The sequence below is a fragment of the Burkholderia sp. AU16741 genome (genome assembly GCF_002223345.1).
Taxonomy (GTDB): domain Bacteria; phylum Pseudomonadota; class Gammaproteobacteria; order Burkholderiales; family Burkholderiaceae; genus Burkholderia; species Burkholderia sola.
The window spans coordinates 1,815,599-1,829,959 of sequence record NZ_NKEZ01000003.1; the positions used below are offsets into that span (position 1 = coordinate 1,815,599).

Consider the following 14,361-nt stretch of genomic DNA (forward strand, 5'->3'; position numbering starts at 1 on the left):
CGCCCGCATTCCAACTTCCCGGCAGGACCCACCACCATGACAGCCCTCCTCATCGACGGCAACGCCCTTTCGAAGACCTTGCGCGCCCAGGCCGCCGAACGCGCCGCCGCGCTGACCGCCCGCGGCCACCAGCCCGGTCTCGCGGTGATCCTCGTCGGCGCGAACCCGGCGAGCGAAGTCTACGTGCGCAACAAGATCAAGGCATGCGAGGACAACGGCTTCTTCTCGCAGAAGGATGCGTACCCGGCCACGCTGTCGGAAGCCGACCTGCTCGCGCGCATCGACGAACTGAACCGCGACCCGAAGATCCACGGCATCCTCGTCCAGCTGCCGCTGCCCGCGCATATCGACAGCCACAAGGTGATCGAGGCGATCGCGCCGGAGAAGGACGTCGACGGCTTTCACGTCGCGAACGCGGGCGCGCTGATGACCGGCAAGCCGCTGTTCCGTCCGTGCACGCCGTACGGCGTGATGAAGATGTTCGAAGCGCACGGCATCGCGCTGCAAGGCGCGAATGCGGTGGTGATCGGCCGCTCGAACATCGTCGGCAAGCCGATGGCGATGATGCTGCTCGACGCCGGCGCGACCGTGACGATCTGCCACAGCAAGACGCGCGACCTCGCCGCGCATACGCGCCAGGCCGACATCGTGGTCGCCGCGGTCGGCAAGCGCAACATTCTCACCGCCGACATGGTGAAGCCGGGCGCGACGGTGATCGACGTCGGCATGAACCGCGATGACGCGGGCAAGCTGTGCGGCGACGTCGATTTCGCGGGCGTGAAGGAAGTCGCCGGCTACATCACGCCGGTGCCGGGCGGCGTCGGCCCGATGACGATCACGATGCTGCTGATCAACACGATCGAATCCGCCGAACGCGCGGCGGCCGCCGCAGCCTGACGCTGCATTTGCCCGGCCGGCGGCGGTTGCGCGCGCCGGCGCCTCGCCAGCCGCCGTCGCGCGGCTGCATCGCGCCTGCCGGCGCGCGGGACGCGCCTCGCCGGCCGCGCCTTGCCGGCCGCACCTTGCCGGCCGCCCGCATCCGACCCTGCGTCAATCGCGTCATTAGAAACTAACGATTGGAAAGCGCACGATGCGCCCCAATAATGTCGGTATCGGGCGCCGCCTCATCGCGCCTCACCCTTTTCACCCCGGTTCATCCGGCAACAGACAGGGAGTCTTAATGTCCGCCAGCGCCAACCCCAATCCGCTCCTCGACTTCTCCGGCCTGCCCCGTTTCGGAGAGATCCGCCCGGAACACGTGACGCCCGCGCTCGATACGCTGCTCGATGCCGCCGGCCGTGCGGTCGAAACGGCGAGCGCGAGCGAGACGCCGTCGACCTGGGCCGCCGTCGTCGAGACGGTCGAGCGGGCCACGGAGCCGCTCGGCCGCGCGTGGGGCATCGTCGGCCACCTGAATGCGGTCGCCGACACGCCCGAACTGCGCGCCGCCTACGGTGAAAACCTGCCGCGCGTGACCGAGTTCTGGTCGAGCGTCGGCCAGAATCTCGCGCTGTACGAAAAGTACAAGGCGATCGCCGCCAGCGCCGAATACGCGACGCTGTCCGCCGAGCGCAAGAAGATCCTCGACAATGCGCTGCGCGACTTCCGCCTGTCGGGCGCCGAACTGCCCGAGGACCAGAAGCCGCGCTTCGCGGAATTGCAGGAACAGCAGGCCGCGCTGTCGAAGGCATTCTCCGATCACGTGCTCGACGCGACCAATGCGTACGCGTACTTCGCGAAGGACGAAGCCGAGCTCGCCGGCCTGCCCGGCGACGCGATCGAGGCCGCCCGCGAAGCCGCGCAGAAGGACGGCAAGGAAGGCTGGAAATTCACGCTGCATTTCCCGTCGTACTTCCCGGTGCTGCAGTACGCGGACAACCGCGCGCTGCGCGAAACGCTCTACCGTGCCTATGCGACGCGTGCGTCGGAGCTCGGGCCGCAGTACGGGGCCGGCAAGGCCGAATGGGACAACACGGCGATCGTCGCCGACGCACTGAAGCTGCGCCGCGAAGAGGCGCAGATGCTCGGCTACCGCAACTTCGCCGAAGTGTCGCTCGCGCCGAAGATGGCCGAATCGCCGCAGCAGGTGATCGCGTTCCTCGAGGATCTCGCGACACGTGCCCGCCCGCACGCGGACAAGGACTGGGACGAGCTGCGCACGTTCGCCGCGAAGGAGCTCGGCCTCGCCGAACTCGCGCCGTGGGATGTCGCGTACGCGGCCGAGAAGCTCCGCCAGCAGCGCTACGCGTTCTCGGAAAACGAGGTCAAGCAGTACTTCCCGGAACCGGCCGCGCTGAAGGGCCTGTTCACCGTCACCGAAACGCTGTTCGGCGTGAAGATCAAGCCGGACGACGCGCCGGTGTGGCACAAGGACGTGCGCTTCTTCCGCGTCGAGAACCGCGACGGCTCGCTCGTCGCGCAGTTCTATCTCGACCTGTACGCCCGCGAAGGCAAGCGCGGCGGCGCGTGGATGGACGATGCGCGTTCGCGCGCGAAGCGCGGCAGCGACGTGCAGACGCCCGTCGCGTACCTGACCTGCAACTTCTCCGCGCCGGTGGGCGGCAAGCCCGCGTGCTTCACGCACGACGAGGTCATCACGCTGTTCCATGAATTCGGCCACGGGCTGCACCACATGCTCACGCGCGTCGACGAGCTCGGCGTGTCGGGCATCAACGGCGTCGAATGGGATGCGGTCGAACTGCCGTCGCAGTTCATGGAGAACTTCTGCTGGGAATGGGACGTGCTGTCGTCGATGTCGTCGCACGTCGATACGGGCGCGTCGCTGCCGCGCGAGCTGTTCGACAAGATGATCGCCGCGAAGAATTTCCAGAGCGGGCTCGGCACGCTGCGCCAGATCGTGTTCTCGATGTTCGACATGCTGCTGCACGTCGACTTCGACCCGGCCGGCGCCACCGGCGTGACCGCGTTCGCGCGCGAGATCAACGAGCGCTATCACGTGATCCCGCAGGCGGCGTTCTCGCGCTGGCCGAACACGTTCAGCCACATCTTCGCGGGCGGCTACGCGGCCGGCTACTACAGCTACAAGTGGGCCGAGGTGCTGTCGGCCGACGCGTACGCGGCGTTCGAGGAAGCGGCCGCCACCGGCGGCAGCGTGCTCGACGCGGCAACCGGCACGCGCTATCGCCGAGAAATCCTCGAGGTCGGCGGCAGCCGTCCGGCAATGGAGTCGTTCAAGGCGTTCCGCGGCCGCGAGCCGCAGATCGACGCGCTGCTGCGCCACAACGGGATGGCCGAGGCCGCGCACTGAGCGCGCGGCCCGGCCCTTCCGGCCGTTCAGGCTGCATCGACAGGCACCGCTTCGGCGGTGCCTTTTTTCATGGCGTGGGCGTGTCGTCGCCCACTGCGTCGTCGAACAGCAGGAACTGCCCGTGGCGCTCGGCCGTGTCCTCGTCGATGCGCACGCCGACGCCGAGCAGCCGCACCGGCTGCGCGCGCCGCGACAACCCCTTCGCGAGCAGCGTGACGGCCGTCTCGGCATTCGTCGCGTCGGCCACGCACTCGACCGTCGTGCGCTGGAAATCGGCGAAGCGGATCTTCACGTACAGCTTGCGGATCGACCGCGCGGCGCCGGCGCGATCGATGCGCGCGTCGAGTTGCACGACGAGGCGGCGGATTTCGTCCGCGCATTGCTCGAGCGTCGTCAGGTCGGTCACGTAGGTCGTCTCGACGCTGACCGACTTGCGCTCCTGGTCGGCCTGCACGGGCCGCTCGTCGATCCCGCGCGACAGTTCGTACAACCGGCGCCCGAACGCGCCGAATTCGCGGTGCAGGTCGATCAGCGGCCAGTCGCGCAACTGCGCGCAGGTCTGGATGCCGAGCCGGTCGAGCCGCGTGGCCGTCACCTTGCCGACGCCATGCAGCTTGCGCACCGGCAGCGCCGCGACGAACGCGTCGATCTCGCGCGGCCGCACGACGAACAGCCCGTCGGGCTTGTTCCAGTCGGACGCGATCTTCGCGATGAACTTGTTCGGCGCGACGCCCGCCGACACGGTCACGCCGACCGTATCGCGCACCCGCTCGCGGATCTCGCGCGCAATCAGCGTCGCACTGCCCTGGCAGCGTTCCGACCCGCTGACGTCGAGATACGCCTCGTCGAGCGACAGTGGCTCGACGTCGGGCGTGTAGTCGCGATAGATCGCCATGATCTGCCGCGACGCCGCACGATACTTGTCCATCGCGGACGGCAGGATCAGCAGGTCCGGACATTTGCGCATCGCCAGCGCCGACGACATCGCCGAATGCACGCCGTAGCGCCGCGCCTCGTAGTTGCAGGTCGCGATCACGCCGCGCTGGTCGGGCCGGCCGCCGACCGCGAGCGGCCGGTTGCGCAGCGACGGGTCGTCGCGCATCTCGACCGATGCGTAGAAACAGTCGCAGTCGCAGTGAATGATCTTGCGCATGCGCGGCAGCGCGTCGCCGGGCGGCGGCTGGGGCGGATCGGCAGGCGGGATGGTGGTCGGGCTCACGGTGCCGATACTGTACAAAAACACAGTGCCGGTTTCAACTGCCGCGTATTGTCCGGAGTCGGCCGCCCGGCCACCCAAGATCGGCTGCGCCGTACCGGCCCGGTTTGCGCGGACCGTACCGGCCGGGCGCGGGCAGCGACGCCTATACTCGTCTGCCGCGGTACACGAAACGCAAAGGTGACGGATGAAAACGATCGGACTGATCGGCGGCATGAGCTGGGAATCGTCGGCGGAGTACTACCGGATGATCAACCGGCACTCGAAGGCATTGCACGGCGGCCATCACAACGCGAAGAGCGTGCTGGTCACGGTCGACTTCGCCGAGATCGAAGCGCTGCAGCGCACGCACGACTGGGCCGCGCTCGGCGAACGGATGGCCGACGCCGCGCGGCAGCTCGAAGCGGCCGGCGCCGATCTCGTCGTCCTGACGACCAATACGATGCATCGCGTGCACGACGCGATCGAAGCCGCGGTGACGCTGCCGTTCCTGCACATCGCCGACCCGACCGGCAACGCACTGCGCGACGCAGGCGTCGAGCGCGTCGCCCTGCTCGGCACGCGCTACACGATGGAGCTGCCGTTCTATGCGCAACGGCTGCGCGGGAAGTTCGGGCTCGACGTGATGGTGCCGGACGAACGCGGGCGCGACGACGTGCACCGGATCATCTACGACGAGCTGTGCCATGGCGTCGTCTCGGCAGCCTCGCGCGCAACGTATGTGTCGATCATCGACGAACTGGCGAAGCACGGCGCGCAGGCCGTGATCCTCGGCTGTACGGAAATCACGCTGCTGATCGGCGCGGACGATTCGCCGCTGCCGGTATTCGATACGACCGCGCTGCACGCGAAGGCGGCCGTCGAGTGGGCCGCGCGTTGAACGACGCGCGCCATCGCGCAGCGGCAACCGTCGCCGGATGGCATCGCCGCATTGTTCCGCGCCGCGGGATTCATTCTCCCGGGGCGCGCCTCGCCGCGCGCCCGACTCCGTGCTCTCGCCCGCCACACGGGCCTGGCGCGCCCGGCCCGCGAATCACCCGACGCAGTTCGCGCGGGCGCGCCGACACGACTGGTTATCCATTGGTAATAAAGTGACCGCAAATTGGTACGCGAGCAGCGGCGCCCATTCGACGCTGCTCGTCGCGGTCTCTTTTCCACCAACCGGAAACAGGAAGATGAAGAAACTCAGCATCGCACTCGGCGCGTTGCTCGCCGTCTCGTCCACGCTCACGGCGCACGCCGACCCCAACATCACCGCATCGGCGGCCTCGACGCCCAGGGACGGCTTCGATCGCATGACGTGGGAGATCACGCCCGAAGTCGTGCCGACCAACGCCAACCGCAGTTACTACTGGGCCAACCAGGTGTCGTCCGACCACGGCGGGCACCCGATCTACACCGGCATCCAGCCGCGCACGCAAGGCAGCAACCTGGTGATCTTCAGCGCGTTCGGCACCGGTACGACGCCGCTGTCCGCGAATTGCCGCAGCGGCGCCGACGGCGGTGCCGGAACGTCGTGCTCGATCGCTTACCCGTGGAAAACCGGCCATGCCTATCGGCTGCAGATCACCGTGAAGCAGGCCGATCGCAGCGACGGGCGCTCCACCGTCGACGGCTTCATCACGGACGTCGCCACCGGTACCACGACGCCGACGGGCAGCATTGCAGTGCCGGCCGACTGGGGCGGCCTGTCGAGCTCGGCTTATCTGTTCGACGAGTACTTGCCGTTCAACGCGGCGTCGAAGGACCCGATGCAACGCCCATGCGTGCCGTACGCGCGCCACACGACGTCGCTGCCGCATTTTTACCTGAAGGATGTGGACTACCCGACGGCCGAGCGATCGATCCGGCTGAATACGGGCAAGGACAAGTGCGCGGTGCTGTCGGGCACGCCCAACGGGCGGGCCACGCTGGTCAACACGACGACCTATCTGCTCGAGAACGGCTTCCTGCCGGGGAGCCCCGGCGCACCGAAATAACGAAGCCGGACGCGAAAAACAAAAAACCCGGCACGGAGCCGGGTTTTTCGTAGACGAAGTGCGCATCGGTCAATTGCGCGGCACATCGCCTGGTGTGCTTGGTTGCGGGGACAGGATTTGAACCTGTGACCTTCGGGTTATGAGCCCGACGAGCTGCCAGACTGCTCCACCCCGCGTCAGAGAAATAAATTGTAGGGTGAGGAAGTACTCACGTCAATACTTTTGTCACAATTTCTGCGTCCGCTGCCTACGAGGCGATGCGCGAATCGTGCCCGAACCCGCATGACGCGCGCGTTCGCACCCCATGCTCGCGGTAAGATGGCGGCCTTCGCATTCACGCCGCACGCACCCTTCCCGTTCATGAAAATCGCCACCTGGAACGTCAACTCGCTCAACGTCCGCAAACAGCACGTGCTCGACTGGCTCGCGCAAAGCGGAGCCGACGTACTGTGCCTGCAGGAACTGAAGCTGCCGGACGAGAAATTCCCGCGCGCCGATCTCGAGGCGGCCGGCTACCGCAGCTGGTTCACCGGCCAGAAGACCTACAACGGCGTCGCGATCCTCGCGCGCGACACGCTCGCCGTCGACGAATCGGACGTCGTGCGCAACATCCCCGGCTTCGACGATTCGCAGCAGCGCGTGATCGCCGCGACGATCGACGGCGTGCGCATCGTGTCCGCGTACTTCCCGAACGGCCAGGCGCTCGACTCCGACAAGTTCGTCTACAAGATGCAGTGGCTCGACGCGCTGCAGGCGTGGCTGCGCACCGAGCTGCAGCGCTACCCGAAGCTCGCGCTGCTCGGCGACTACAACATCGCGCCGGAAGACCGCGACGTGCACGATCCCGCGAAATGGGAAGGCCAGAACCTCGTGTCGCCGCAGGAGCGCGCGCACTTCGCGCAGCTGATCGAACTCGGCTTCGTCGATGCGTTCCGCCGTTTCGAACAGCCCGAGAAAACCTTCACGTGGTGGGACTACCGGATGATGGCGTTCCGCCGCAACGCGGGGCTGCGCATCGACCACATCCTGCTGTCGCCGGCGCTCGCGGCGACCTGCACGTCGTGCGAGGTCGATCGCGTGCCGCGCACGTGGGAACAGCCGTCCGACCACACGCCCGTCGTCGCGATCGTCGGCTGATCGTCCAGGGCCTGTTCACGCTGACAACAGGCCCCAGGCGGCCCGCGCGCGATCAGCGCCGCGCGGGCGCCGGCCCGAGATGGGCCCACAGGAAGCCGAATTCGGCTGCGTCGGCTTCCGCGCGTTCGAGATCGTCGGCGCTGCCGTGGCCGCCGTCGGTGTTCTCCCAGTACCACACCCGTTCGTGACCGAGCGCCTGCATGCGCGCGGCCATCTTGCGCGCATGCGCGGGATGCACGCGGTCGTCGCGCGTCGACGTCGTCAGCAGCAATGGCGGATACGCGACGCCTTCGCGCACGCGGTGATACGGCGAATACGCGGCCAGCGCCGCGCCTTCGCGCGGATCGTCCGGGTCGCCGTATTCGTCGAGCCACGCGGCGCCCGCGTGCAGTTTCGGATAGCGCTGCATGTCGAGCAGCGGCACGCGGCACAGCACCGCGCCGAACAGCTCGGGCCGCTGCATCATGCACGCGGCAACCAGCAGCCCGCCGTTGCTGCCGCCCTCGATCCCGAGCTGCGCGGCGCGCGTCACGCCGGTCGCGACCAGATTCTCGGCGACCGCGATGAAATCGTCGAACGAACGCTGCCGGTGTTCGCGCTGCGCGTCGACGTGCCAGCGCGGCCCGAACTCGCCGCCGCCGCGGATGTGCGCAAACGCCATCACGCCGCCGCGCTCGAGCCAGCCGATCCCGAACGCATCGCTGTAGCCCGGCAGGTTCGGAATCGCAAAGCCGCCGTAGCCCGACAGCAGGCACGGCCGCGCGACGCGCGCCACGCCTTCCGGTGCATCGAGCGCATCGCGCGGGCCGATCAGCGTGTACGGCACCACCGTGCCGTCGCGCGAACGTGCGCTCGCGCGGCGCACGACGAGCCCGGCCGCGTCGAACTGCACCGGCGGCCGGTCGAGCAGCACGCGGCGCGACCGCGCATCGGCCGCGCGATCGGCAAGGTCGGCGAGCCAGCATTCGGGTGGATCGAGATAGGTGTCGACGTCGACGTACACCTCGTCGTTCAACGTCGACTCGACGGGTTCGACGTCGATCTGCGCGTCCCCCGGCCAGTCGAACGGCCGCGCGTCCCACGTCCACGACCCGTCGTCGGCCTGCCGCGGCTGCCACAGCATCGTGCGGTTGTGCACGTCGTCGAGCCAGCTCGCGATCAGCGTCGTGCGCGTGTGCGTCCACGTGCAGGCGGACGTCGTCGGCTGCGGCGCGAATAGCGTCGTGAATTCGCGCGCGCCGGCGAGGAACGCCTGCTCGCGGATCGCGAGCAGCGAGCCGCCCGCGTGGTGCACGCCGTTGCAATCCCAGTCGAGGCGCGGCTCCAGCACGAGCCAGCCTTCCCAGAACCCGACCTCGACATGCGTCGGCACGTCGTAGCGCGCCCATTCGCCCGCGTCGGTCAGCCGGTACGCGTGCGCGTCGAAGAAGTCGACGCTGCGCCACGCGACATGGCGGCGGTCGATCGGGTCGTACCATGCGCCGGCGCTGATGTCGTCCGGCTCGCCGCTGAATACGACGGGCGCATCGGCGAGCGCGGTGCCGCGCACCCAGCGCCGCGCTTCATACGGATAACCGGCCGCGGTCGCATGCGCTTCGCCGCGATCCCAGCTCACGTACACGGTGTCGCGGTCGATCCAGCCGACCGTGTGATGGCCCGGCGCGTCGATCGTGAAACCGCCGTCGACGAAACGACGCTCGACGAGATCGAATTCGCGCACGACGACCGCGTCGGCGCCGCCCGGCGACAGCGACAGCAGCACCCGATCGCCGTCCGGATACAGGATCGCGTCGTGCTCGAACACCCACGACTCGCCCTCCTCCGCGCCGAGCGCGTCGACGTCGAGCAGCGTTTCCCACGCCGGCTGCCCGGCCCGCCAGTCGGCCCAGCGCGTGCGGCGCCACAGTCCCTTCGGATGGAGATCGTCCTGCCACAGGTCGTACGCCCAGTCGCGCCAGCGGGTCGGAATCACCGGGCGTTCGCGCGGCAGATACGCTTTCGCGAGACGCGCGGTCAGCGCACGATATTCATCGTCGTCGCGCAGCGCGGCGCGCGTGCGCGCATTCTGCTCGTCGACCCACGTGCGGGCGCGCTTGCTGTCGAGCGCTTCGAGGAAACGGAACGGGTCGGCCCCGGCGGGCCAGCGGAAGGAATCGGACATGGAGGATCGGCGGAATGGCAAACGGCGTGCAAACCGCGATTATGTCCGATCGCGGCATGCGCGGGCCCGCGCATGCCGCGAATCGTGCTCGGTCAGGGCTCCAGATGGAGTTCCTGGATCTTGCGCGTGATCGTGTTGCGGCCGATGCCGAGCCGCTCCGCGGCCTCGACCTTGCGGCCGCGCGTGAAGTCGAGCGCCTCGCGGATCACGGCCGCCTCGAAGCGGCGTGCGAGTTCGTCCATCACGTCGGCCGAGTTCTCGCGCAACAACCGCGCGACTTCGGTGCGCAGCCCGTGCTCCCACAGCGGGTAGCCGGCCGGCGCGCCGCCGTTCGCCGCGCTGGCGGCGGGCGCGGCCGTCGGGGCTGCACCGATCGCGGCAGGCGCCGCCGTCGCGTGGCTGCCGCCGCCGTGCACGTCCGCGCCGTCGCCCGTCGCGACGACCGGCGCACCGGCCGGCACGAGGTCGGGCGGCAGATCCTTGATCTCGACCGTCTGCGCGGGCGCCATCACGGTCAGCCAGTTCGCGAGGTTCTCGAGCTGCCGCACGTTGCCGGGAAACGGCAGCGACGTCAGGTACGCGAGCGCGTCGTCGGACACGCGCTTCGGCTCGACGCCGAGATCGCGCGCGCTCTTCTGCAGGAAGTGGCGCGTGAGCAGCGCGATGTCCTCGCTGCGTTCGCGCAGCGGCGGCAGGCGCAGCCGGATCACGTTGAGCCGGTGGTAAAGGTCCTCGCGGAACAGCCCCTGCCGCACGCGCGACTCGAGATTCTGGTGCGTCGCCGCGATCACGCGTACGTTCGCGCGCAGCGGGTTGTGGCCGCCGACCCGATAGAACTGCCCGTCCGACAGCACGCGCAACAGGCGCGTCTGCAGGTCGAACGGCATGTCGCCGATTTCGTCGAGGAACAGCGTGCCGTTCTCGGCCTGCTCGAAGCGGCCCTGCCGCGTCGTCTGCGCGCCGGTGAACGCACCGCGCTCGTGGCCGAACAGTTCGGATTCGAGCAGGTCCTTCGGAATCGCCGCCGTGTTCAGCGCGATGAACGGCCCGTTCGCGCGCGGGCTGTGACGGTGCAGCGCCCGCGCGACGAGCTCCTTGCCGGTGCCGGATTCGCCGGTGATCAGCACCGTCGCGGCCGAATGCGACAGCCGGCCGATCGCGCGGAACATGTCCTGCATCGCGGGCGCCTGGCCGAGCATCTCGGGCGCCTCGGCCACGCGCTCGTCCTGCGGCGCACCGCCGCGCAGGCTTTCTTCCACCGCGCGACGGATCAGCTCGACCGCCTTGTCGACGTCGAACGGCTTCGCGAGATATTCGAACGCGCCGCCCTGGAACGCCGCGACGGCGCTGTCGAGATCGGAGAACGCCGTCATGATGATGACGGGCAGGCCCGGCAGCCGCTCGTGCATCGCCTGCAGCAACTCGAGGCCCGAGCCGCCCGGCATCCGGATGTCGGACACGAGCACCTGCGGCGTCTCGTGGTCGAGCGCGGCCAGCGCGTCGCGCACGTTCGCGAAGCTCTTCGTCGCGAAGCTGTCCCGGGCGAGTGCCTTTTCAAGCACCCAGCGGATCGATTGGTCGTCGTCTACTATCCAGATCGGCTTCATAGGTCGGTCAGGTATGGGTGAATCGCAATGCCGCCGCTCAATGGTCGAGCGGCAGCAGAATCTGAAATTCGGTACGTCCGGGCCGGCTTTCGACCTCGATCATCCCGTCGTGCTGCTGCACGAAGGTCTGCGCGAGCGTGAGGCCGAGGCCGCTGCCGTCGTCGCGTCCGGACACGAGCGGGTAGAAGATCCGGTCGCGGATCTCCTCCGGAATGCCGGGCCCGTTATCGACCACGTGCAAGTCCAGTGCCAGCTTGTACAGGCGTTTCGCGATCGTGATCTTGCGCGCGATGCGCGTGCGCAGCTCGATCTTCGCGTCGCCCTGCGCGATCCGTTCGCGCAGCGCCTGCGCCGCGTTGCGCACGATGTTCAATAGCGCCTGGATCAACTGCTCCTTGTCGCCGCGCAGGTCCGGCACGCTCACGTCGTAATCGCGCTCGATCGTGAGCCCGCGCGGGAATTCCGCGAGCATCACCGCGCGCACGCGTTCGCATACTTCGTGAATGTTCACGTCGCCGACAATGTGCGGATGCCGGTGCGGCTCCAGCAACCGGTCGACGAGCGTCTGCAGGCGGTCGGACTCCTTGATGATCACCTGCGTGTATTCGCGCAACTCGCCGCGCTCGCGCTCGCCCAGTTCGAATTCGAGCAGTTGGGCTGCGCCGCGAATGCCGCCGAGCGGGTTCTTGATCTCGTGCGCGAGGTTGCGGATCAGTTGCTTGTTGACCGCGGTCAGGTCGTGGATGCGCTCTTCCCGATCGGTGCGCGACTGCCGTTCGTTCTCGAACAGCTCGACGAGCACGAAATCGGGCGCGTTCTCGAGGAAGCCGACGATCGCATGCACGTGCAGCGGTTCGCGGCCGGGCCGGTCGAGCACGGTATCGAGGTGCGTCGCGTGAAAGCGTTCCTGGCCGATCGCGGTGATCGTCGACGCGAGCTCGTTCGCGTTCGGGAAAATCTCGCCCCACGGCCGCTGCGCGAGCTGCCGCCGCGAGATGTCGAGCATCGCCTCCGCGGACGGGTTCGCGAACGCGACCCGCAGCGTCTTGCGGTCGAGCACGATCACGACCGTCGGCAGCGCTTCGAGCCCCGCCAGCAGACCCGAGCGCGCGAGCCGCTCGTCGTCCGTCAGTCGTTCGGGCTGCCCCGTTTTCGCCTTGATCAGATTCTTCAGAACCATCTGCGTGCTTGTCGCGCCTCACCGGGCCAGAAAATGAAAATCGTCGGAACAAAAAAGGGACGGCCGGACGCCGTCCCCTTTCAGACTCCGCCGTTCCCGCCGCAAGCCGCGCGACGGGAACGAACCGGCATGACGGCGCTGAATCGAAGCGCCATCGCCGATTAGAGCGAGTAGTACATCTCGAACTCGATCGGGTGCGTCGTCATGCGGAACTTCGCCAGCTCCTGCTCCTTCAGCGCGAGGTACGCGTCGATCATGCCGTCGGTGAACACGCCGCCGCGCGTCAGGAATTCGCGATCCTTGTCGAGCGCTTCGAGTGCCTGGTCGAGGCCCGCGCACACGGTCGGGATCTTTGCATCCTCTTCCGGCGGCAGGTCGTACAGGTTCTTGTCCGCGGCTTCGCCCGGGTGGATCTTGTTCTGGATCCCGTCGAGGCCGGCCATCATCAGCGCCGTGAAGCACAGGTACGGGTTCGCCATCGGATCCGGGAAGCGCGTTTCGATACGGCGGCCCTTCGGGTTCGACACGTGCGGAATGCGGATCGATGCCGAACGGTTGCGTGCCGAGTAAGCGAGCTTGACCGGTGCTTCGAAGTGCGGGACCAGACGCTTGTACGAGTTCGTCGTCGGGTTCGTGATCGCGTTCAGTGCACGGGCGTGCTTGATGATGCCGCCGATGTAGAACAGCGCCAGTTCCGACAGGCCGGCGTAGCCGTTGCCCGCGAACAGGTTCTGGCCGTCCTTCCAGATCGACTGGTGAACGTGCATGCCCGAACCGTTGTCGCCGACCACCGGCTTCGGCATGAACGTCGCCGTCTTGCCGTACGAGTGCGCGACGTTATGGATGATGTACTTCGACCATTGCGTCCAGTCGGCGCGCTGAACCAGCGTCGAGAACTTCGTGCCGATTTCGTTCTGGCCCTGGCCCGCCACTTCGTGGTGGTGCACTTCGACCGGGATGCCGAGCTGTTCGAGCAGCAGGCACATTTCCGAACGCATGTCCTGGAACGTGTCGACCGGCGCGACCGGGAAGTAGCCGCCCTTCGTGCCAGGACGGTGGCCCGTGTTGCCGCCTTCGAATTCCTTGCCTGCCGACCACGGCGCTTCTTCCGAGTTGATCTTCACGAAGCAGCCCGACATGTCCGTGTTCCACTGGACCGAGTCGAAAATGAAGAATTCCGGTTCCGGACCGAAGTACGCCGTGTCGCCGATGCCCGTGCTCTTCAGGTACGCTTCGCCGCGCTTCGCGAGCGAACGCGGATCGCGCTCGTAGCCCTTGCCGTCGGCCGGCTCGACCACGTCGCAGGTCAGCACGAGGGTCGACTCTTCGTAGAACGGGTCGACGAAGGCAGCGCTCGGATCCGGCATGAGCAGCATGTCCGACGCCTCGATGCCCTTCCAGCCCGCGATCGACGAACCGTCGAATGCATGACCGCTTTCGAACTTGTCTTCGTCAAACGCCGAAACCGGCACCGACACGTGCTGTTCCTTGCCGCGCGTATCCGTGAAGCGGAAATCGACAAACTTGACGTCCTCGTCCTTCACGAGCTGCATGACGTCGGCGACGGTTTTACTCATAACCTCTTCTCCTGATTGAACAATTCCGGCGGACTGGGAAACCGCCTCGTTTATCGAGCTGACCGGGGTCTTGCTTTGGCGCAGCGCGCCCCGATTCGACCGAATTCTATATAGCAGCTTCCGTGCCAACCATCGCAAAACCGACGCGAATCACGCCGGCCCGCGCCGCAGCGGGGCTTCGTTGCGCGATTCCGGGGCCGGGCGCCGCACCGGCGCATGCGCCATAGCACCGGAAT

General features: G+C 67.6%; 10 protein-coding genes and 1 tRNA gene. 5 read left to right on the plus strand and 6 right to left on the minus strand.

What is annotated here, in order from left to right:
* Positions 1–36 precede the first annotated feature (36 nt).
* Together folD and CFB89_RS10880 are read left to right on the plus strand one after the other, a co-directional pair.
* Positions 37–897 carry a bifunctional methylenetetrahydrofolate dehydrogenase/methenyltetrahydrofolate cyclohydrolase FolD gene (gene folD, locus CFB89_RS10875; RefSeq protein WP_089467820.1) on the plus strand — a complete coding sequence of 287 codons (861 nt, stop codon included), beginning with the start codon at positions 37–39 and terminating at the stop codon, positions 895–897.
* 283 nt (positions 898–1,180) lie between these two features.
* On the plus strand, positions 1,181–3,268 hold the full coding sequence (locus CFB89_RS10880; protein ID WP_089467821.1) for a M3 family metallopeptidase: 2,088 nt from the start codon (positions 1,181–1,183) through the stop codon (positions 3,266–3,268).
* 67 nt (positions 3,269–3,335) lie between these two features.
* Here CFB89_RS10880 and dinB read toward each other — a convergent pair whose 3' ends face one another.
* The gene (gene dinB, locus CFB89_RS10885) at positions 3,336–4,511 is read right to left on the minus strand and encodes a DNA polymerase IV (protein WP_089467822.1); all 1,176 of its coding nucleotides are present in this window, start codon (positions 4,509–4,511) and stop codon (positions 3,336–3,338) included.
* A 160-nt stretch (positions 4,512–4,671) separates the two neighbouring features.
* On the opposite strand from dinB, the gene CFB89_RS10890 reads away from it, so the two are divergent.
* Positions 4,672–5,364 (plus strand): aspartate/glutamate racemase family protein, encoded by a 693-nt coding sequence (locus CFB89_RS10890; RefSeq protein WP_089467823.1) that lies wholly within the window; start codon positions 4,672–4,674, stop codon positions 5,362–5,364.
* Between the two features lie 295 nt (positions 5,365–5,659).
* Positions 5,660–6,463 carry a DUF3472 domain-containing protein gene (locus CFB89_RS10900; RefSeq protein WP_089467825.1) on the plus strand — a complete coding sequence of 268 codons (804 nt, stop codon included), beginning with the start codon at positions 5,660–5,662 and terminating at the stop codon, positions 6,461–6,463.
* 99 nt (positions 6,464–6,562) lie between these two features.
* Here CFB89_RS10900 and CFB89_RS10905 read toward each other — a convergent pair.
* Positions 6,563–6,639, minus strand: a tRNA-Met gene (locus CFB89_RS10905).
* 184 nt (positions 6,640–6,823) lie between these two features.
* On the opposite strand from CFB89_RS10905, the gene xth reads away from it, so the two are divergent.
* Positions 6,824–7,600 (plus strand): exodeoxyribonuclease III, encoded by a 777-nt coding sequence (xth, locus tag CFB89_RS10910; RefSeq protein ID WP_089467989.1) that lies wholly within the window; start codon positions 6,824–6,826, stop codon positions 7,598–7,600.
* 52 nt (positions 7,601–7,652) lie between these two features.
* Here xth and CFB89_RS10915 read toward each other — a convergent pair whose 3' ends face one another.
* From CFB89_RS10915 to glnA, 4 genes are all read right to left on the minus strand, one after another.
* Positions 7,653–9,761 carry a prolyl oligopeptidase family protein gene (locus CFB89_RS10915; RefSeq protein WP_089467826.1) on the minus strand — a complete coding sequence of 703 codons (2,109 nt, stop codon included), beginning with the start codon at positions 9,759–9,761 and terminating at the stop codon, positions 7,653–7,655.
* A gap of 92 nt (positions 9,762–9,853) precedes the next feature.
* The gene (ntrC, locus tag CFB89_RS10920) at positions 9,854–11,368 is read right to left on the minus strand and encodes a nitrogen regulation protein NR(I) (RefSeq protein WP_089467827.1); all 1,515 of its coding nucleotides are present in this window, start codon (positions 11,366–11,368) and stop codon (positions 9,854–9,856) included.
* 37 nt (positions 11,369–11,405) lie between these two features.
* Positions 11,406–12,548, minus strand: coding sequence for a nitrogen regulation protein NR(II) (gene glnL, locus CFB89_RS10925; RefSeq protein WP_179233407.1), 1,143 nt, complete (start codon positions 12,546–12,548; stop codon positions 11,406–11,408).
* A 161-nt stretch (positions 12,549–12,709) separates the two neighbouring features.
* Positions 12,710–14,125: a type I glutamate--ammonia ligase gene (glnA, locus tag CFB89_RS10930; protein WP_017331833.1), complete on the minus strand. Its 1,416-nt coding sequence runs from the start codon at positions 14,123–14,125 to the stop codon at positions 12,710–12,712.
* Positions 14,126–14,361: the final 236 nt, after the last annotated feature.

Bases quoted from the DNA above. Each gene is read 5' to 3' on its own strand.
- folD (WP_089467820.1), top strand. From the start codon at position 37: ATGACAGCCCTCCTCATCGACGGCAACGCCCTTTCGAAGACCTTGCGC.
- CFB89_RS10880 (WP_089467821.1), top strand. From the start codon at position 1,181: ATGTCCGCCAGCGCCAACCCCAATCCGCTCCTCGACTTCTCCGGCCTG.
- CFB89_RS10890 (WP_089467823.1), top strand. From the start codon at position 4,672: ATGAAAACGATCGGACTGATCGGCGGCATGAGCTGGGAATCGTCGGCG.
- CFB89_RS10900 (WP_089467825.1), top strand. From the start codon at position 5,660: ATGAAGAAACTCAGCATCGCACTCGGCGCGTTGCTCGCCGTCTCGTCC.
- xth (WP_089467989.1), top strand. From the start codon at position 6,824: ATGAAAATCGCCACCTGGAACGTCAACTCGCTCAACGTCCGCAAACAG.
- CFB89_RS10915 (WP_089467826.1), bottom strand. From the start codon at position 9,761: ATGTCCGATTCCTTCCGCTGGCCCGCCGGGGCCGACCCGTTCCGTTTC.
- ntrC (WP_089467827.1), bottom strand. From the start codon at position 11,368: ATGAAGCCGATCTGGATAGTAGACGACGACCAATCGATCCGCTGGGTG.
- glnL (WP_179233407.1), bottom strand. From the start codon at position 12,548: ATGGTTCTGAAGAATCTGATCAAGGCGAAAACGGGGCAGCCCGAACGA.
- glnA (WP_017331833.1), bottom strand. From the start codon at position 14,125: ATGAGTAAAACCGTCGCCGACGTCATGCAGCTCGTGAAGGACGAGGAC.